At 70.7% G+C, this 19,600-nt stretch carries 11 protein-coding genes and 1 rRNA gene; 5 read left to right on the top strand and 7 right to left on the bottom strand.

Annotated features, from left to right (window positions below):
• Positions 1-95: 95 nt before the first annotated feature.
• The 4 genes from OHA05_RS17080 to OHA05_RS17065 form a co-directional block, all read right to left on the bottom strand.
• Complete coding sequence (locus tag OHA05_RS17080; protein WP_328861073.1) at positions 96-1,442, bottom strand: PrsW family intramembrane metalloprotease; 1,347 nt, start codon at positions 1,440-1,442, stop codon at positions 96-98.
• A gap of 141 nt (positions 1,443-1,583) precedes the next feature.
• Positions 1,584-2,360 (bottom strand): tRNA (guanosine(46)-N7)-methyltransferase TrmB, encoded by a 777-nt coding sequence (trmB, locus tag OHA05_RS17075; protein ID WP_328861072.1) that lies wholly within the window; start codon positions 2,358-2,360, stop codon positions 1,584-1,586.
• 470 nt (positions 2,361-2,830) lie between these two features.
• Positions 2,831-4,039, bottom strand: a complete 1,209-nt coding sequence (gene lhgO, locus OHA05_RS17070; protein ID WP_328861071.1) for an L-2-hydroxyglutarate oxidase — start codon at positions 4,037-4,039, stop codon at positions 2,831-2,833.
• A 97-nt stretch (positions 4,040-4,136) separates the two neighbouring features.
• The gene (locus OHA05_RS17065; protein WP_313945492.1) at positions 4,137-5,558 is read right to left on the bottom strand and encodes an MFS transporter; all 1,422 of its coding nucleotides are present in this window, start codon (positions 5,556-5,558) and stop codon (positions 4,137-4,139) included.
• A gap of 705 nt (positions 5,559-6,263) precedes the next feature.
• Between OHA05_RS17065 and OHA05_RS17060 the strand changes: the two genes are divergently transcribed.
• Positions 6,264-8,390, top strand: a complete 2,127-nt coding sequence (locus tag OHA05_RS17060; RefSeq protein ID WP_313945493.1) for an asparagine synthase-related protein — start codon at positions 6,264-6,266, stop codon at positions 8,388-8,390.
• 168 nt (positions 8,391-8,558) lie between these two features.
• On the opposite strand, the gene OHA05_RS17055 is transcribed toward OHA05_RS17060, so the two are convergent.
• Positions 8,559-10,586, bottom strand: a complete 2,028-nt coding sequence (locus OHA05_RS17055; RefSeq protein WP_328861070.1) for a sigma-70 family RNA polymerase sigma factor — start codon at positions 10,584-10,586, stop codon at positions 8,559-8,561.
• A gap of 228 nt (positions 10,587-10,814) precedes the next feature.
• Positions 10,815-11,603, bottom strand: coding sequence for a TetR/AcrR family transcriptional regulator (locus OHA05_RS17050; RefSeq protein WP_313945495.1), 789 nt, complete (start codon positions 11,601-11,603; stop codon positions 10,815-10,817).
• Between the two features lie 326 nt (positions 11,604-11,929).
• Between OHA05_RS17050 and OHA05_RS17045 the strand changes: the two genes are divergently transcribed.
• Both OHA05_RS17045 and OHA05_RS17040 read left to right on the top strand, forming a co-directional pair.
• Entirely contained in the window at positions 11,930-13,414 is a 1,485-nt protein-coding gene (locus OHA05_RS17045) for an NAD(P)/FAD-dependent oxidoreductase (RefSeq protein WP_328861069.1), read from the top strand.
• 107 nt (positions 13,415-13,521) lie between these two features.
• Entirely contained in the window at positions 13,522-15,171 is a 1,650-nt protein-coding gene (locus OHA05_RS17040; protein WP_313945497.1) for an ATP-binding SpoIIE family protein phosphatase, read from the top strand.
• 27 nt (positions 15,172-15,198) lie between these two features.
• Here OHA05_RS17040 and OHA05_RS17035 read toward each other — a convergent pair whose 3' ends face one another.
• A complete protein-coding gene (locus OHA05_RS17035) occupies positions 15,199-16,473 on the bottom strand; it encodes an MFS transporter (RefSeq protein WP_328863414.1) in 1,275 nt (424 codons plus the stop codon).
• 145 nt (positions 16,474-16,618) lie between these two features.
• Here OHA05_RS17035 and OHA05_RS17030 point away from each other — a divergent pair, with 145 nt between their 5' ends.
• Positions 16,619-17,194, top strand: a complete 576-nt coding sequence (locus OHA05_RS17030; RefSeq protein WP_313945498.1) for a MarR family winged helix-turn-helix transcriptional regulator — start codon at positions 16,619-16,621, stop codon at positions 17,192-17,194.
• A gap of 648 nt (positions 17,195-17,842) precedes the next feature.
• Positions 17,843-19,368, top strand: a 16S ribosomal RNA gene (locus OHA05_RS17025).
• Positions 19,369-19,600: the final 232 nt, after the last annotated feature.

The raw sequence follows: 19,600 nt of genomic DNA, 5'->3' as shown, positions 1-19,600 counted from the left end.
GTCCTGGCGCTCACCCCCCGACGCCAGGACTGCCGGTTTTTGCTGCGCCCGGATCTCCTGGCGCGGGCAGGATGCGGTCGCCCACCGGTGCGCGGTCAGGTCCGGTACGGGTTGTACGCGCCGTAGTCGCGGTGCGGAGGCGGCACACGCACCCGCCCGGTGGCCCGTGCCGCGTACGTCAGCGCCGGCGCCGCCACGTCCCTGCGCTGCCACAGATGGTGCAGCAGCTCCTGCTCGCGCTCCACGAAGTCCGGGTCCGCCGCGCCCCGGTGGGCCCGGTGGCGCAGGAACGCCAGCGACGTCGCGAAGTGCTGGTACTCCGACACCGCGTGCGCCGCGGTCGGCCCGTGCATGCGCCGGGCCACATCCCGGGCGAGGGTGCGCGCCCGCATCGACGACAGCGCGGGCGGCTGGTCCGCCGACAGCCATCCGGCCGCGGCGTAGGCCGGCAACTCGGTGGCTATCGTCCGCAGTTCCCGCTGCCGGCTCCATATCGTGAGCCAGGTCAGCAGCCCGAAGACGGGCACCATGAACGCCCCGTACACGAGATAGAAGCCCCACGGGCCGAACAGGGACGTCGAGCCGTTCCACAGAGCGTGCGTACCCATCGCCAGCGCGAGTCCGAGCAGCGGCAGCACGATGCGCCGGACGCGCATGCGCCGTGAGGCCAGCGCCGCGATGCCGAAGCCGATACCGGTCAGCACGGTGAAGAGCGGGTGTGCGAACGGGGACATGACGATCCGTACGAAGAACGTCGCCGCGGTCACCGAGGCGATCCCGGAGAAGCCCATCTGCTGGTCCTCGCCGAAGGCGTTGCCCAGATAGAGGATGTTCTCGGTGAACGCGAAGCCGGTCGCGGTGAACCCGGCAACCACGACGCCGTCGACGATGCCGCGGAAGTCCTGTCTGCGGAAGCGGAAGATCAGCAGGATCGCCGCGGCCTTCGCGCTCTCCTCGACGACCGGCGCGATGACCGTCGCGCCGAGTGTGTCCGCGCCCGCGGGGTCCGCCGTGGCGGTGGCTATCCACTGCGTCGCGAAGGTGTTCGCGATGATCGCCACGAGGGCGGCGGCGAACGCGCCCCAGGCGAAGGCGAACAGGAGGTTCCGCCAGGGACCCGGCTCGACCCGGTCCAGCCAGCGGAACGCGGCGGTGAGCAGGGGCACCGGCAGGGTCGCCAGCCCGAGTCCGACCAGGAAGCCCTGGGTGCCGGTCTGCTCCCGTACGAGCGACAGGATGACGAGGCCCGAGAGAGCGAGGAGCGTGATCAGCACCCCGGCCCGGACGGCCTTGCTGTGCCAGAACCGGGAGACACGGCGGGGCTTGTAGCGCCACCGGGCACGCTCCGGCACGGCGGCGAGCAGCTCGTCGACACGCTGCTGCTCGAACGCCGGGACCGCGGGGTGCGGTGGATGGTGCTGCGGGGGCGACGACTCGGACACCCACTGACCCTAACGAGGGACACCGACAACGGGCGACGGTGTGTGGGGGTTGGCTGGCCCTGGCCGGGGCGGGTGGCTGTGCGCCGGCGCGCGCCGCCGTTCTGTCGGCGTTTCGCCGGGCGGGCGCCGCCGTTCTCTCGGTCAGGCTCCTGCGGTGCGGCGGAACAGCAGGTCGTGCACCTTGTGGCCCTTGTCGATGCCCTGGCCCTCGAACCGCGTGAGCGGCCGGAAGTCGGGGCGTGGCGCGAAACCGCCGTGCGCCTGGGTGTTCTCGAAGTCCGGGTGGGCCGAGAGCACCTCGAGCATCTGCTCGGCGTACGACTCCCAGTCCGTGGCGCAGTGCACGATCGCGCCGGGCTTCAGCGAGCCGGCGACGAGACTGAGGAATTCGGGCTGGATCAGCCGGCGCTTGTGGTGCCGCTTCTTGGGCCAGGGGTCGGGGAAGTAGACGCGCAGACCGTCGAGCGAGCGGGGGGCGAGCATCTCGCGGAGGAGGATGATCGCGTCGCCGTTGGCGACCCGGACGTTGGAGAGGCCGTTGCGCTCGGCGAGGGCGAGGAGGTTGCCCTGGCCGGGGGTGTGGACGTCGACGGCGAGGATGCCGGTGGTGGGGTCGGCGGCGGCCATCTGGGCGGTGGCCTCGCCCATGCCGAAGCCGATCTCGAGGACGACGGGGAGCCCGTCGAACATGGCCTCCAGGTCGAGGACGCGGTGCCCGTCGATGTCGAAGCCCCAGATGGGCCAGAGCCGCTGGAGAGCATCGCCCTGCCCGGCGGTGACACGACTGCGCCGCGGCTGAAAACTGCGAATGCGCCGCTCGTGGTGCGACCCGGCGGGGTCGGGAGTGGGCCCATCGGGGAACCGGGGGGCGCGGCGGTCGCGGATGGGCTGGGGGGCGGGTTCTTGGGACTCAGACACAGTGGGGCCGATTTTACGCTGTGGGTGAGGGTGCGGGTTCTTGTGTGGTGCGGGTCCGGGGGCCCTCCGGGCTCGACTCCTCGGGGTCGGCGGCGTACAGGTCTGTTGTCTTGGTCACCCGGGTGTTGCCGCCGATCCCCTGCGGGGACGACCCTGCACGCCCCCTGCCGGCGCTCGAGGACGTGCCTCGTTGCGGTGCGGGCACACGCGAACCAGAGCGGTTCGGGATAAACAGGACAGGGCGTCGGCCAGCGCTCGCGTCGCGAGGCCTTATATGCACCTGTCTGGGCCCGGCGGCGCGAAGCTGCCGTGGCATGCGGGGCCGTGGGGCGCAGCTCCACAAACCCCTCTCTCTTCCGCACCGAACAGGTGCGGCCACCCGCCCCGTGGGGCCACACCGACTGATCCGCACGGCCCTGGCTCCTGCGGCGCGAAGCCACCGGAGCCAGGGGGCGTGGGGCGCGGCCCCGCTAAGCGGACAGCGCTCGCAGCGCCCTGCGCGCCACCTCGCGGCCGATCGGGAGCGAGGCCGTCGCCGCCGGGGACGGGGCGTTCAGGACGTGGACCGCGCGCGGGGACTCGCGGATCAGGAAGTCGTCCGCCAGCGTGCCGTCCCGCAGGACCGCCTGGGCGCGGACTCCCGCCGGGGCGCGGCGGAGGTCCGATTCCGTGATCGAGGGCAGCAGGCGGCGGACCGCCGTCGTGAAGGCGCGCTTCGAGACCGAGCGGTGCAGCTCGCCCGCGCCGTACCGCCAGTGGCGTTGGGCGATCCGCCAGGAGCCCGGCCAGGTCAGGGTGGTCGCCAGGTCGCGAGGGCGCAGGGTGGACCAGTCGTAGCCCTCGCGGGCCAGCGCCGGGACCGCGTTCGGGCCGACGTGGACCCCGCCGTCGATCCCGCGTGTCAGGTGCACCCCGAGGAACGGGAACGCCGGGTCCGGCACCGGATAGACCAGCCCCCGGACGAGCGAGGGGTCCGCCAGTTCGTAGTACTCGCCGCGGAAGGGGATGATCCGCATGTCCGGCTCGTCGCCCGTCATCCGGGCCACCCGGTCGCACTGGAGACCCGCGCAGTTGACCATCGCCCGCGCTCTGAGCACCGTGCCGGAGGACGTGCGCACGGCGACTCCGAAGGCGCGGCGGTCGACCGCCAGGACCTCCTCGCCGCAGCGGATGTCGGCGTCCGACGCGGCCGCCAGCTGCGCCGCCACCGCGCCGAAGTCGCAGATCCCCGTCGTGCCCACCTGGATCGCCGCGAGCCCGCGGACCTCCGGTTCGTGCTCCATGATCTGTGCGGGGCCCAGCTCCCGTACCGGAATGCCGTTCTCCCGGCCGCGCTGGACCAGGGCGTGCAGCCGGGGCAGCTCGTCGCGGCCGGTGGCGACGATCAGCTTGCCCGTGACCTGGTGGGCGATGCCGTACTCCGCGCAGAACTTGACCATCTCCGCCGCCCCGCGCACCGCGAAGCGCGCCTTCAGCGACCCCGGCCGGTAGTAGATCCCGCTGTGGATCACCCCGCTGTTCCGCCCGGTCTGGTGGCGCGCCGTCCCCGGCTCCTTCTCCAGGACGATCACCCGGGTCCCCGGGGCCGCGCGCGTGAGGGCGTACGCCGTCGACAGACCGACGATCCCACCGCCGATCACCAGCACGTCGCAGTCGAAGCTCTGCCCGGACGCCGTCACCGCGTCACCTCCCACCCCGATAGTGCACTGGCCCGCTGACAATGCCGTTAAACCAGCTGAAACAGGGAGGCGTGTACGCAGTCATGTCCGCTCGGGTCTACGCGGGTGCCATCAGCAGCGGCCTCGCCCGCTCCCGGAGCTCCACGACCCGCGGTTCGTCGCCGTACGGTTCCAGCCGGTGCAGCAGGTCCCGTACGTACTCCGTGGTCCGCGCCGAGGAGATCCGTCCCGCGACCTCCACCGCGCGCGTGCCCGCCGCGCACGCCGCGTCCAGGTTCCCGGACTCCAGCTCCGCGACGGCGCTCACCACGAGCCGTAAGCCGTGCGAGCGCACGAACTCCTCCGTCGGCCGCGACAGGGCCTGCTCCGTGAAGCGCCGTACCTGCCGTGGTGCCTTCAGGTCGCGGTAGCACTCGGCCGCGTCGGCGGCGAACCGGTCGTAGGAGTAGAAACCCAGCCAGGACGGATCCGGGTCGCCCTCCCGTGAGCGCTCCAGCCAGCCCTCGGCCGCCTTCAGCGCCCCGCCGGCCGCGGCCGCGTCGTTCGCCTTGGCGTGGGCGCGTGCCTCGACCAGCCGGAAGAAGCTCATCGTGCGGGCCGTCGCCAGGCCGCGGTTGCGCTCCAGTGCAGCCTGCGCGAGGTCCACGCCCTCGTCGGCGAAGCCGCGGTAGGTGGCCTGGAGCGACATCGAGGCGAGGACGTATCCGCCGAGCGGCACGTCGGCCGCCGCGCGGGCGAGCCGCAACGCCTGGATGTAGTACCGCTGGGCGGCCTCCTGCTGGCCCGTGTCGAAGGCCATCCAGCCCGCCAGCCGCGTCAGTTCGGCGGTCGCGCCGAACAGCGCGCGGCCGACCTCGTCGGAGTACGAGGCGAGCAGCAGCGGCGCCGCGTCCACCCGGAGGCACTCGGGGACCATCGACGAACGCCAGTCCCCACCGCCGTACTTGGAGTCCCAGCGGCGGGCGTCCTCCGCCGCCTCCCGCAATTTGGCCACATCGCTGTGGCCCACGCGGGCGGGCGAGTCGTCGGTGAGGGCGTCCAGAGAACGCTCCACCGAGGAGTCGGCAGGGGTTATCAGCCAGCGCGACGCAGGCGTCGCATAGGCGCTCACCGCGAAGGAACCGGCCAGCGACTGCCATATGCCTCCGCTCCCGGCCCGCCGGCCCGCCAGGTCGAGGCGGTACAGCTCGGTGGCCGATTTCACCGCCTCGCCGACATCACGCGGGAAGGCGAGCCCGACCTCGGGGGCCGGGTCGGCGTCCGCGAGACCGATCTCGTGCAGCGGCACCGGACGGCCGAGCTTCGCGCCGATCGCGGCGGCGATCAGATGGGGCGCGGCACCCTGCGGCACCATGCCCTTCGACACCCATCTCGCCACGGACGTCTTGTCGTAGCGAAGGGTCAGCCCGCGCTGCGCTCCGAGGTCGTTGACCCGCCGGGCAAGACCGGCGTTGCTGATTCCCGCGAGGGCGAGAACGGTGCCGAGTTTTTCGTTCGGCCCGCGTTGCTCCCTGGACATGCGCCACCCCTCGACACACAGACGGCCGCCGCGTCGCTCTGCAGCGCACGGCATTCGTACTGCGTCCTCCCCGGTTGGCAGCTTCGCGGTCCCGGCTGCAAAAGCACCTGGCCGAGCCCTGCGGAATATGCGCCCCGGCGGAGAACATCAGTAAACACAGCGTAGTTCGCCGCATCCTGACCGTTAAGGGGCGGTGTTCCGTATGGCGAGATTGTTGTGCGTTGGAGCAGCCGGACGGCCGGCGGTGCCGCGCCGCCGTGCTCCGTGTGTGTGGCCGTGCGCCCGTCCGTGCGCTCTGGTCCGGCAGGTGGGGGACCGCTTCCATGAGTGCTGCGTGGGTCGGCCCACTGCGTACTGGAACCAGTGGGCTGGGGGACACCGCCGCCTTCAATCCCCGCGGGCGGCGGACCGGTCCGGGAGGCGAACAGCGCCTCCCGGACTGTCGTATGCCGGGCCAAAGCCCCCGAAGCGCCCCCGAGAATGGCCGAATGACGACTGTCCTGCTCGTTCCCTTTGCTCTGATTTGGGTATAGGTCGCTCGTTCCGCCGCTCGTTGAACCGGCAGCAAATCGCCAACCGCGGGGGCGCGTTCACTTTTTGCGCGCGCTACCCGGAGCCCCTCCTGTGCGCTGCCTTCGTGGCAGCATGTTCCCGAACGGCCGGGGCTCGACGGCCATGGTTTGTCCACAGCCTGTGGAGGCGGCGATGCGGTGGTTGGTGGGGTGGAGCAGTATTGCCGCAAACTTCGGTACGGCCGGGGCCGTCGGGGAGTCCGACGAGGGCCGCACCGTCCACCCCGTCGGCTCGCAGCTCCTGTGGGGCGACCCGGACCCGCTGTGGGCGGTCGGTGACTGGCGCCCCGACGAGGTGCGCGTCGTCACCGCCGATCCGCCGGCGCATGTCGTCGGGCAGGTCCCCATCACCAGACTCGCCGTCCTCGGCTGCTGCGCGGCCGGGGACGGCGAGCTGCGGGCCGGACTGCTGTCCGCCCGCGGCGGGGCCCTTCGCCATCTGACCTCGTGGGCCGGCAGTTACACCGCGGTCGTCCAGATAGGGCGCCGGATCACCGTCATCGGCGACCTGGCCGGCGCGAGACCCGTCTTCTACACCCCCTGGGCCAACGGCACCGCCTACGCGACCGCCGCCCTACCGCTCGCCGATCTCATCGAAGCCCAGCTGGACATCGGGCACTTGGCCGCGCTGCTCGCCTGCCCCGAGACCCCGGAGGCGTTGCGCGACTCGACTCCGTACGAAGGGGTCAAGCGCATCCCGCCGGGGCACGCGCTGATCCTGCGCGAGGGCTCCCGCGAGATCACCGGCTACGAGCCGGTCGCCTCGCTCGCCGTCGCGGGCCCGCAGATCGAGGCGGCGCGCGCGGTCGACGGCGTACGGGACGCCCTGGTCGACGCCGTACGCGCGAGACTCACCGCCCCCCGGCACGCACCCGAGACGCTGCCCCCGGACCCCGGTCCCGTGCCGGGCATGGGTCCCGCGGAGCGCCGCGCCGCCCGGGGCGGACCGGCGCCCGGCATCGGCGCGGACCTGTCCGGCGGCAGCGCGTCCGGCACGCTCGCGCTGCTCGCCGCGGGGCTGCCCGGCGTCCCCGGCACGGTGCTCGGCCACGGCACCGGAGCCGGTGAGCGGCTTCTCGCCGTCACCTTCAACGATCTGACCGAGGACGGCCGCGAGGCCGAACTGGAACGGGCGCGCGCGATCGCCGAGAACCCGCGCCTGCACCATGTGGTCGTCGCGGCCGGCGAGGAGGGGCTGCCGTACGCCTCCCTGGACAGCGGGCCGCTCACCGACGAACCCGCGCCCTCACTCGTCACGGCGGAACGCCACCGCGGCCGGCTGACCGGCGGCAGCGCGGACCACTTCACCGGTACGGGCGCACGGCAGGTGCTGGACGCGCACCCGGCACGCCTCGCGGATCTGCTGCTGGACCGGCGCCGGCGCCATCTGCTGCGGCCTGCCGCAGCGCTGGCGCGGGCCGAAGGCCCTTCGCCGCAGGCGCTGTTCATCCCCGTGACGGTGTACCGGGCGGCGCGGCGGCTGGCGCGTACGCCGTACCGGACGGGCCTGGAGACGGCCGCCGACCTGTTGCTGGAGGCGAACCGCAAGAGCGCGGGGGCGAACGGCACCGGCCCGCTCGGTGCGTCGCTGGCGGCCCTGACCTGGTCGCGGCCCGGCCCGGCCGCGCGGTGGCTCACGGGTGAGGCGTTGGCTGAAGTATCGGTTCGTCTGATGGCGGCGGCGACGCGCCCGGTGATCGTGCAACGTCCCGGTGAGGCCCGCGCCCGGGCCGCGCTGACCCGCCACGCGTCCGACCACCGCATCCTGGAACAGGCGGCCGAGGTCCGCAGCCAGCGCCTGCACGCGCCCTTCCTCGACAACCAGGTCGTCCGCGCCTGCCGCGACCTCCCCGAGTCCCTGCGGGTGCGACCGGGCGCGCGGGCGGAGATCCTGCGCACGGTCCTCTCGGGTGCGGGCATCCACGACCTGCCGCCGGGCTGGGGTGCGACCACCCAGGCCACGTCGACCGCGACGGCACGCAAAGGCCTCCGCGCGGCACTGCCGACGCTGATGGCCCTCTTCGACGCCCCGCTGCTCGCGGACGCGGGCCTCGTGGAGGCGCGGGTGGTCCGCAAGGCCCTGAGGGCGGCCTCCGAGGGCGAACAGGTGCCTCTGGACGGCCTGGCCGACCTGATCTCCACGGAACTGTGGCTGCGGCGACTGCTGTCGCGCCGTGGCACCTGCTGGACGGGCTCGGCGGCCCCCCGGCAGCGTGCGGTCGCCGGAGGAGTACCACCCCGGCGAACACTCCAGCCATAGGCGGCGGTTGGGCCCGAGGAGGGCTCAGGCTCACCTCCGTACGGCCGCGGGTGGACCTCGGTACGGCCTCGGGCTCCTTGTACGGCCCGGCTGACCTCCGTACGACCGCGGGCTCTCCGTACGGCCCGGGGGCGCGACCCCCCGTACAGGTACCGGTACGGGCCGCCGTCAGCCGCAGCTGATCTGCGACTGGGCCCAGTTCGCGAGCGCCACCGAACCGAACGGCGTGACCGGCTCCACGACCAGCCGGATCCTCTCCCGCCCGCCGATCGCCGCATGGACCGGTACGCCCGCCTGCCCGCCGCGGATCACCGGCGAGCGCCACAGCCGCGCACCGTCCCCGTAGACGGAGAACCGCACGGCACCGCGGCCCAGCGTCAGGTCGTCGATGCCGACCACCGCGTCATAGCTGGTGCACCGGCGGTTGAGGGCGATGGTGACCGACGAGGGCGCGTGCACCGTCACCCCGTGTCCATAGCGCCGGCCGTCGACCGACATTCCCCAGCGCTGCCAGATCCAACTGCTCTGCCCCAGCAGCACCTCGGGTCCGGTGTGGTCACCGAACACGCTGTATTCGAGCCGGTTGACCTGGTAGACCCGCGGCTCCGGCGGAGGCGGGGGAGGTGTGGGGCGCGGCTCGGACGGCGTCGGTGCCGGTGGCTGTGTGGGTGCGGGCGGGTCCGGCGGTGCGGGCTCGGACGGCGCCGGGGCCGAGGGTGCGGGCGTACCCGGTGCCGTCGTGGGTGCCGGATTCGTCTTCGGCGCAGGGTCGTTGGGACGCACCGACGGAGCCGGTACGGCGGGGTCGCCGGGTGCCGGCGGCCGCGGCGGATCGGGCTTCTGCTGTGGCGGCCGCGGCTGCTGCGGTGCGCCGGGCAGACTGACCGGAGGCTTGGCATCCGCTTCCGGCACGGGCGCCGGGTCGCCGGAGAGCGCCCACACCAGTCCCGCCGCTGCCGCCACGGCCACCGCGGCGGCGATACCCGCCTTCACGGGTGCGCCGAGTCCCTCCGTTGCGGCGGCTCCACCGGCCGCGCCCGAGGACCCGCCGGCCGCCGCACCGCCCGATGCCGCGGCGGCCGCGCCCGCCCCCGCAGCGCCGGCTGCTCCGCCGGCGACGATCCCGGCGGCCTTGAGCGAGTAGCCGGCGGCGAACCAGCCGATGACCGCGACCGGCAGCAGCGCGGGGATCCCGGCGTTGACGTGCTCCAGCTCGCCCACCGCGAGCCGGCACTTGGCGCACTCCTCCAGGTGCTTGCGCAGACCGCGTTCGGCCCGCATCCGCAGCCCGCCGCGGGCATAGGCCCCCAGCCGGTCGGCGTACCGCGCGCAGTCGCCGCCGGAGGTGAGCGCGGTGCTCACATGGGCTTGCAGATAGGCCTGCTTGAGCCCTTCGCGGGCCCGGCTGGCGAGGACCGCCGTGGCGTTGGCGGTCAGCCCGAAGAGCGGTGCGACCTCGCTCGGGGACTCCTCCTCGACGGTGGTGTGCCACAGGACCGCCTGCCAGCGCTCGGGCAGCGACCGGAAGGCCTGCATGGCCAGGGACTGTTCGGCCTCGTGCATGGCGCGGACGTCCGCGCCCAGGTCCAGGGTGTCGTCGGTCGCGGCGTCCGTGCTGCGGGCTGCCTCGGCGGCGAATACCGCGAAGTCGTCCACCAGTTGCTCGCGCTTGGCGGTCTTCGTCCAGGAGGCGGCCACCCGGCGCACCGTCGTCATCAGATACGCCCGCACGGCGTGATCGGGCCCGGCGCCCCCGCGAACGGCCTGCAGCGTCCGCGCGAACACCTCTGCCGTCAGGTCGTCGGCGGTGTGCGCGTCCCGGCAACACGTGCGCGCGTACCGACGAACGGCGTCGGAGTGGCGGCGGAACAGCTCCTCGTAGGCGCTGCTCTCCCCCATGCGCATGCGCTGGAGCAACTCGGCATCGGACACGGGGAGTTCACGTGGTGGCGGAAGCACCGAGTCGAGTCCGCTGCCGCCTTCGCGCTGGAGCGGCACCGCATGACCGGCCGGCACAGGGCCGGTGGTCCCGATCCCGTCTCTGGCCGCGCCTTGGGGCGGAACGCCGTCGGGCGATCCGGAGGACCCCTCGGGCCCGCCCTGGCTCGGAACCTGCCTCGAAGGCAGTCCCGAAGCCTCCGCGTCATCCGCACCGTCGAGGGACTCGTCCCGTGCGTCCCGTTCGTCACCGCTCATCGCGGAAGCCCCCGTCAGCACCTTCAGACCCAAACACCGGGCAAGCGTGCCACAGAGCAACAGCGCACCGAACCCGCATGCGCGTCAACCACTCATCCGGGGAGACTTACCGAATCCGAGCACTAATCGTCACTCGTTCGGGGAATGGTCAATCGGCGTTCTGTGATGAGCCGTTGCGGCTGTGGATCGCGATGGTCGGTCGCAGCCCACAGCCGCACCCGTCAGTGCTCAGGCCGACCGAGGACGCAATCCCTCGAGGAGAATGTCCAGCAGCCGTGACGACGCCGCAGCCTGCTGCGCCGGGTCCGGCAGCGAGGGCGCCGCCGTGGCTATCACCAGCAGCACGTCCGCCACGGTCACATCGCCCCGCAGCTCACCCGCCGCCCGGGCCCGGTCCACGAGCTGCCCCACGACCTCGAGCAGATCCGCCGCGCCCGTGCCCTCGTCCTCGTCCGCCGGTGCCTGACGCTGTCCGACGACCCGCAGTTCGGGCTGTGCCCCGGAGCGCTGATGCGGCACCCGGACACCGTCGCCGCCGACCGCCGCAGACTCCTCCGACTCCACGCCGACGCGCAGCACCTGCGGCGGCAGCAGCCGGCCGGCACCCGACGCCACCGACGTACGCAGGAAGCGGGAGAGGGCCGACCAGGGCTCCTCCTCCTGCCCCAGAGCCGTACGCGCCTGCTCCGTCAGCCGGGAGGTCTCCTCCTCGGCTATCCGGCGCACCAGCACGTCCTTGCTCGGGAAACGGCGGTACACCGTCCCCACGCCGACCCTGGCGCGACGGGCCACATCCTCCATCGGCGCGCCGTATCCCAGCTCGCCGAACACCTCACGAGCCGCCCGCAGGACGTGCTCGAGATTGCGCTGTGCGTCCACCCGCAGCGGTGCGGAACGGCCGAGGCCGCCCGATCCCGCGCGTCCGTTGCCCTCGCCGCCCGTGTGTCCGCCGTGCACGGAATGCCCGTCCACGGCCGTCGGCACGGCAGCCTGCCAATGAGAATCCTGAATGGTCATACGCGTTCCCCCGGTCACTGTGTCTCCCCCCGGAGACCTCCCCGCCTGGTCTGCCGGGCGCGCCTTGACCAGGCACCCCGACGAGGTACGAACATAGTTGAGCCAGGGTCAATTCAGAAGGGGGTAGTTCCGCACGGAGCGCCCCCCGATCGGAGCAAGGACCGGAAGACTCCCGATTACGCCCCCTCGCACCACCCTCCTCCCCGCCCCTGACCTGCGTACCTTCCGGAATGCGCGGGATGCGCCCGGCGCGTCACAACCGGAGGCTTCCGGTCACACAATTTGCCGGGCCTGTGGACAAACGCCTGCGGCCGTTGCCTCATGGGATGGTGAAGGCTGCTAACTCCCGGGGCGCGACCCCCGGCCCACCGTCGGGCACGCGCATCCTCGTCGTCGGCGGCGGCTACGTCGGGATGTACACGGCGCTTCGTCTCCAGCAGAAGCTGAAACACGAGCTGGCACGCGGCGAGGCGGAGATCCTGGTGATCACGCCGGACCCCTATATGACGTATCAGCCCTTCCTCCCCGAAGCGGCCGCCGGATCGATCTCGCCCCGCCATGTCGTCGTCCCGCTGCGGCGAGTTCTGGACAAGTGCAAGATCCTCATCGGCGAGGCCACGGCGATCGACCATGCCAAGCGCACCGCGACCGTGACCACCCTCGCCACCGCCGAGGAGGGGACCGGCGCCGTCGAGCTGCCGTACGACGAACTGGTCCTCGCGCCGGGATCGGTCTCCCGCACCCTGCCCGTCCCCGGCCTCGCGGACTACGCCATCGGCTTCAAGACCGTCGAGGAGGCCATCGGTCTGCGCAACCACGTCATCGAGCAGATGGACATCGCCTCCTCCACCCGCGACCCCGCGATCCGCGACGCGGCCCTCACCTTCGTCTTCGTCGGCGGCGGCTACGCGGGCGTCGAGGCGCTCGCCGAGCTGGAGGACATGGCCCGCTACACCTCGCGCTACTACCACAACATCAAGCCCGACGACCTGAAGTGGATCCTCGTCGAGGCCAGCAACCGCATCCTCCCCGAGGTGGGCGAGGAGATGGGCACCTACGCCATACGCGAGCTGCGCGCCCGCAACATCGACGTACGACTCGAGACCCGGCTCGAGTCCTGCGAGGACCGCGTCGCCGTTCTCAGCGACGGCAGCCGCTTTCCGACGCGCACCGTCGTGTGGACCGCCGGCGTCAAACCGGCACCGGTCCTGGCCGCCACCGACCTGCCGCTGAACGAGCGTGGCCGCCTGCGCTGCACCGCCGAACTGACCGTCGTCGGCGTCGAGCACGCCTGGGCGGCCGGTGACGCGGCGGCCGTTCCCGATGTCACCGCCGACACGCCGGGCACGGAGACCGCGCCCAACGCCCAGCACGCCGTGCGTCAGACGAAGGTGCTGGCGGAGAACATCGCGGCATCGCTGCGCGGCGCACCGCTCCAACAGTACGCGCACAAATACGTCGGCTCCGTGGCCTCCCTCGGTCTCCACAAGGGCGTCGCCCACGTCTACGGCCGCAAGCTCAAGGGCTACCCGGCGTGGTTCATGCACCGCGCCTACCACCTGAGCCGTGTCCCCACCTTCAACCGCAAGGCGCGGGTGCTCGCGGAATGGACCCTCGCGGGGCTCTTCAAGCGCGAGATCGTCTCGCTCGGATCGCTGGAGCACCCGCGGGCCGAGTTCGAGCTCGCCGCCGGCGGCAAACGCCCCGGCCACGGCCCCGACGGTGCGCGGCACCGGCCCCACGGCGGGACCCTCCCCGGGCCCGAGGGCGGGTCGAAGGACGAGCAGCAGAGCGACCCCAGAGGCAACTAGCCGGCGGCGGCCGGCAGTCCGTTCGGCCACACTGGACGTGTGACCATAGGTGGGCTCACACCTGCACAGAGTGACCCTTGGCGACAACCATTGAGGCAAGTAAGTCAGTGAACTTCACGCGTTGGAGCTCGAGGCTCCCCGGTACGCAGCGCCGCGGCGCGGCGCGGAGGACCGACCACGGGATCTCCCCCGTACAACGAGGGGAGGGCTCGGTCCCCGCGGCCCGCGGCGAGTACGAACAGCAGCCGGACTCCCTGCCCGACGCGCCCGCCATCGAGGACTTCCCGGTCCGCGAGGTGCTCGGCAGCCTGCCCGCCCTGGTCGCCCTCGTGTACGGCCCCGAGCACCGCATCGCCTACGTGAACGACGCGTACGCCGCGGCCTTCGGCCCCCGCCCGGCCGGCGCCACGGCCGCCGGCGCCTGCCCCGAACTGGCCGAGCTGGGCCTGTTCCCGCTCATGGACCAGGTGCTGCGCAGCGGGAAGCCCCGGACGGTCAAGTCCCGCAAGGTCCGCGGCGGAGGCTCGTACACCGCCACCTGCCTGCCGGTCGACAGCCCCGACGAAGGCGGCGGGGTCCTCGTCTTCGCCGCCGACGTCACCGACCACGCCGAGGCCGCCGAGCGGCTGCGTGCCAGCGAGCGCCGTCACCGCGAGACGGCGGTGACTCTCCAGCGGTCCCTGCTGCCGCAGGAGTTGGAGCAGCCCGACGATCTGCGGATCGCGGCCGACTACCGCCCGGGCGGTACGGACGCGGCGGTCGGCGGCGACTGGTACGACGTCATCACCCTCGGCGCCGGCCGTACCGCGCTCGTCATCGGCGACGTCATGGGCCGCGGGGTGCGTGCCGCCGCCGTCATGGGCCAGCTCCGGACCGCCGTCCGCGCCTACGCCCGTCTCGATCTGCCGCCGCACGAGGTGCTCCAGCTGCTCGACGGCCTGGCCGCCGAGATCGACGCCAGCCAGATCGCGACCTGCGTCTACGCGGTGCACGACCCGAACGAAGGCCGGCTCGTGTACGCGTCGGCCGGCCATCTGCCGATCCTCGTCCGCGACGAGGACGGCTCGGTCCGCCGCGCCGAGGACCCGACGGGCCCCCCGCTCGGCACCGGCGGCTGGATCCACACCTCGGGCACGATCGCCCTGCCGCCCGGCTCCAGCGCCGTCCTCTACACCGATGGTCTGGTCGAGCGCCGGGGCGAGGACATCGACGAGGGAGTGGCCGCTCTGGAGCGTGCCCTGTCGGGAGCGACGGGCACTCCGCAGGTCGTCTGCGACCGGCTGATCCGCTCGCTGGGGGTGACGGCGGAGCATGACGACGACGTCGCCGTCCTCGTCGTCCAGCACCCCACGCGTACGGGTGCGGCGGCCGAGCTCTTCCACAACGCGGCGCTCGATCTTCTCGGCGGCATCGAAGCGGCCCCGCGCGCCCGCGCGTTCGCCTCCGGCGTCCTCGCCTCCTGGCGCTTCTCCCCGGAACTGCACGACCTGGGCGTCCTGGCGACCAGCGAACTGGTCGCCAACTCCCTCCAGCACGGCACCCCGCCCATGCGCCTCAGACTCCGCCGCACCGACCGCCGGCTGATCATCGAGGTCACGGACGGCGACGATCACCTGCCGCGCCGCCGCCGTGCGGAAACGGAGGACGAGGCGGGCCGCGGGATCTCCATCGTCGCGACGATCGCCTCGTCCTGGGGAAGCCGCCGCACGCCGGGCGGCGGGAAAGCGGTCTGGTGCGAGTTCGCCCTGCCCTCGTAGGGCAGGGATCCCCGCGGGCTCAGCCCCTCAGACCGGTGTCTCCACCGCTTCGGCGGGCTTGTGCACCGCCACCACCCGCGACTTCGACGCGAGCGCGGGCTTGTCCTGCACGGGTGTGAGCTGCTTGCCGAGCCGCAGCGCCAGCACGCTGATGCCGAGCGAGAACAGCACGAACGTCACGATGTACGGGCCGTGCAGCGCGGCCCCCATCGGCCCGCCCACGGCCGGACCGACCGCCAGCGCGAGCTGCTTGACCAGGGCGAACGCCGAGTTGTACTGCCCGACCATCGACTCCGGTGCCAGATCGGCGACCAGCGGCGCGACGGTCGGCGACAGCATCGCCTCACCCAGCCCGAAGAGCGCGTACGTCGAGACGAACGCGGCCGTCGCCATCGCCTGGCTGCCGTGCCCGAGGCCCGCGTAGCCCGCGATGAGCCAGGCGACCGTCCAGATCAGCCCGACAGCGGCGATCACCCGGGTGCGGCTGCGGCGCTCGACGAACTTCAGCACGACGAACTGGGCGACCACGATGACCGCGGTGTTCGCGGCCAGCGCGGTGCCGAGCGTCGACGGCTGGATCCCGGCGGCCTCGGTGCCGTAGGCCGCGAGCCCCGACTCGAACTGTCCGTAGCAGGCGAAGAAGAGGACGAACCCGAGGACGCAGAGCTGGACCATGGCCTTGTGGCCGAGCAGGGCACGCATCCCGCCGCGTGCCTTGGCCTCGGCGTTCTCGGGCCGCAGCTCGTGCAGTGAGAGGGAGCGCGGCAGCCGCACGGTGAGCGCGATCCCGGCCAGCACCAGGAACATCGCGGCCTCGATACCGAACAGCAGGAGGAAGCTGCCCGGCCGGCTCGCGTCGACGATGTGCCCGCCGATCAGCCCGCCGATGCCGAGGCCCAGGTTCTGCAGGAAGAACTGTGTGGCGAAGGCGCGCGTACGGGTCGTGGAGTCGGAGGTCCACACGATCATGGTGGCCAGCGCCGGCTGCATGATCGCGGTACCGGAGCCCAGCAGGGCTGCCGACAGCACGACCGCGGGCACGTTCCCCGCCAGTCCCATGGCGACGGCGCCCGCACCGGCCAGCAGCGCGGCCCCCACCAGGACGGGCAGCGGTCCGCGGCGGTCGATCACACGACCGGTGAAGGGAAGGGCGACGAGGGCGGCCATCGCAAAGACCGCGAGGACAGCTCCCGCCGTCGTCGCGCCGAGATCCCGTACCTGCGCCACATAGACGTACAGATACGGGACCGTGAAGCCGAGTCCGAACGCGCTCAGCGCGTTCCCCGCCTGAATCCGGCGCATCGCAGCGCCCATCGCCCTGGTCACACTCACCTACCTCGAGGTCTTGAAGGACTGAAGCCTGAAGACTTCAACACTAAAGTTAGATCCTCAACAATACACAGTGAAGGACTTCAACGCCAACGCGCCCCATGGGATACTTCGGCGCATGCCAACCGCGAGCCCCGAAGGCCCAGCAGCGCCGGACCCCGCCCTCGGCGAGCCGAGCCTCGACGAGCAGATCGCCGCGTATCAGCGCGAGTACGGAGACCTGGACCCCCAGGTCGAGAAGGTCGTCTCCGCGCTGGGCCGGCTCAACCGGCGCATGAACGTGGCGTACGGCCGCCAGGTCGCCACCCTCGGCATCAGCAACGCCGAGTGGGAGGTCCTCAAGAGCCTGGTGCTCGCGGGGGCGCCCTACCGGATGGGCCCCGGCGAACTGGCCAAGCGCCTCGGCCTCACCCCGGCCGCGATGACCCACCGCATCGACCGCATGGCGAGCGAAGGCCTCGTCACCCGCGACCGGGACGAGAACAACCGCGTCCGCGTGATCGTGGAACTGACCGACGAAGGCCGTACGAAGTGGCTCGAGGCGATGCGCATGGCCACGGACTTCGAGGAGGACCTGCTCCAGGACCTTTCGGCGGAGGACCGGGGCATGCTCGGCGAGCTCCTGATCCGCGTCCTGCGCCGGGTGGAACACGCCCAACCGGACGCGGGCGGCCGGCTCACGGACCTCGACTAGCGAGCTGTCGCCCCCTCCCTGGCGGGATTTGACGCACACTTCACCTGTCTGTAAGGTTCTTCGAGTTGTCAGGGGCCGGAACGGCTCCTCGACAGCCACTCAGCCGCTCAAGCGGCACCCAACTCTCGACACGATCTCCCAACCGGGACGAATTTCGGCATGCCGAAATTCATTTCGAAGACTCGATTATGAGTCGGATGGGGAATCCGCTAGAGTTTGGAACGTCGGAACGGCCCAACAGCCGGAATGACAACCCGAGTTCGACCGGGAATCAGGCCCGAAAGGATCTGATAGAGTCGGAATCGCCGGAAAGCCGAAAGGCCGGAAAGCAGCCCCGCCGACTGGGGAATCGGACACGAAAGAGTCTGATAGAGTCGGAAACGCAAGACCGAAGGGAAGCGCCCGGAGGAAAGCCCGAGAGGGTGAGTACAAAGGAAGCGTCCGTTCCTTGAGAACTCAACAGCGTGCCAAAAGTCAACGCCAGATATGTTGATACCCCGTCCATCTTCGGATGGCGAGGTTCCTTTGAAAGTCCTGCCGGCCCTTGTGGTTGGTAGGCAATGACACAGCGAGGACGCTGTGAACAGTCGGTCCTATTCCGATCGGCTGTTCCGCTCTTGTGGTGTTCATCCCGATTACGGGAAAACATTCATGGAGAGTTTGATCCTGGCTCAGGACGAACGCTGGCGGCGTGCTTAACACATGCAAGTCGAACGATGAAGCCCTTCGGGGTGGATTAGTGGCGAACGGGTGAGTAACACGTGGGCAATCTGCCCTTCACTCTGGGACAAGCCCTGGAAACGGGGTCTAATACCGGATAACACTCCTTCCTGCATGGGGAGGGGTTGAAAGCTCCGGCGGTGAAGGATGAGCCCGCGGCCTATCAGCTTGTTGGTGGGGTGATGGCCTACCAAGGCGACGACGGGTAGCCGGCCTGAGAGGGCGACCGGCCACACTGGGACTGAGACACGGCCCAGACTCCTACGGGAGGCAGCAGTGGGGAATATTGCACAATGGGCGAAAGCCTGATGCAGCGACGCCGCGTGAGGGATGACGGCCTTCGGGTTGTAAACCTCTTTCAGCAGGGAAGAAGCGAAAGTGACGGTACCTGCAGAAGAAGCGCCGGCTAACTACGTGCCAGCAGCCGCGGTAATACGTAGGGCGCAAGCGTTGTCCGGAATTATTGGGCGTAAAGAGCTCGTAGGCGGCTTGTCACGTCGGATGTGAAAGCCCGGGGCTTAACCCCGGGTCTGCATTCGATACGGGCTAGCTAGAGTGTGGTAGGGGAGATCGGAATTCCTGGTGTAGCGGTGAAATGCGCAGATATCAGGAGGAACACCGGTGGCGAAGGCGGATCTCTGGGCCATTACTGACGCTGAGGAGCGAAAGCGTGGGGAGCGAACAGGATTAGATACCCTGGTAGTCCACGCCGTAAACGTTGGGAACTAGGTGTTGGCGACATTCCACGTCGTCGGTGCCGCAGCTAACGCATTAAGTTCCCCGCCTGGGGAGTACGGCCGCAAGGCTAAAACTCAAAGGAATTGACGGGGGCCCGCACAAGCAGCGGAGCATGTGGCTTAATTCGACGCAACGCGAAGAACCTTACCAAGGCTTGACATCGCCCGGAAAGCATCAGAGATGGTGCCCCCCTTGTGGTCGGGTGACAGGTGGTGCATGGCTGTCGTCAGCTCGTGTCGTGAGATGTTGGGTTAAGTCCCGCAACGAGCGCAACCCTTGTTCTGTGTTGCCAGCATGCCCTTCGGGGTGATGGGGACTCACAGGAGACTGCCGGGGTCAACTCGGAGGAAGGTGGGGACGACGTCAAGTCATCATGCCCCTTATGTCTTGGGCTGCACACGTGCTACAATGGCCGGTACAATGAGCTGCGATGCCGCGAGGCGGAGCGAATCTCAAAAAGCCGGTCTCAGTTCGGATTGGGGTCTGCAACTCGACCCCATGAAGTCGGAGTTGCTAGTAATCGCAGATCAGCATTGCTGCGGTGAATACGTTCCCGGGCCTTGTACACACCGCCCGTCACGTCACGAAAGTCGGTAACACCCGAAGCCGGTGGCCCAACCCCTTGTGGGAGGGAGCTGTCGAAGGTGGGACTGGCGATTGGGACGAAGTCGTAACAAGGTAGCCGTACCGGAAGGTGCGGCTGGATCACCTCCTTTCTAAGGAGCATCTAGATCTCGCAAGAGATCCAGAGCCACTACGTCGGCAAATGTTCGACGGTGGTCAGCTCATGGGTGGAACGTTGACTATTCGGCACGATCGGTCATCCGGTTGTCAGTACTGCTCTTCGGAGTGTGGAACGCGGCGGAGGGTTGATTGTGCCGGGCGCGCTGTTGGGTATCTGAGGGTACGGGCAGAAAGTTGTCTGAACCTTCGCGATGCCGGCCCCAG

It is taken from the genome of Streptomyces sp. NBC_00306 (assembly GCF_036169555.1).
Lineage (GTDB): Bacteria > Actinomycetota > Actinomycetes > Streptomycetales > Streptomycetaceae > Streptomyces > Streptomyces achmelvichensis.
Note: the sequence above shows the minus strand (reverse complement) of the source record. Positions and strands in the feature narration are given on the sequence as shown.

Excerpts from the sequence above, each read along its gene's own strand:
- OHA05_RS17065 (WP_313945492.1), bottom strand. The coding sequence starts at position 5,558 with ATGTCCAGGGAGCAACGCGGGCCGAACGAAAAACTCGGCACCGTTCTC.
- OHA05_RS17060 (WP_313945493.1), top strand. The coding sequence starts at position 6,264 with ATGCGGTGGTTGGTGGGGTGGAGCAGTATTGCCGCAAACTTCGGTACG.
- OHA05_RS17055 (WP_328861070.1), bottom strand. The coding sequence starts at position 10,586 with ATGAGCGGTGACGAACGGGACGCACGGGACGAGTCCCTCGACGGTGCG.
- OHA05_RS17050 (WP_313945495.1), bottom strand. The coding sequence starts at position 11,603 with ATGACCATTCAGGATTCTCATTGGCAGGCTGCCGTGCCGACGGCCGTG.
- OHA05_RS17045 (WP_328861069.1), top strand. The coding sequence starts at position 11,930 with ATGGTGAAGGCTGCTAACTCCCGGGGCGCGACCCCCGGCCCACCGTCG.
- OHA05_RS17035 (WP_328863414.1), bottom strand. The coding sequence starts at position 16,473 with ATGCGCCGGATTCAGGCGGGGAACGCGCTGAGCGCGTTCGGACTCGGC.
- OHA05_RS17030 (WP_313945498.1), top strand. The coding sequence starts at position 16,619 with ATGCCAACCGCGAGCCCCGAAGGCCCAGCAGCGCCGGACCCCGCCCTC.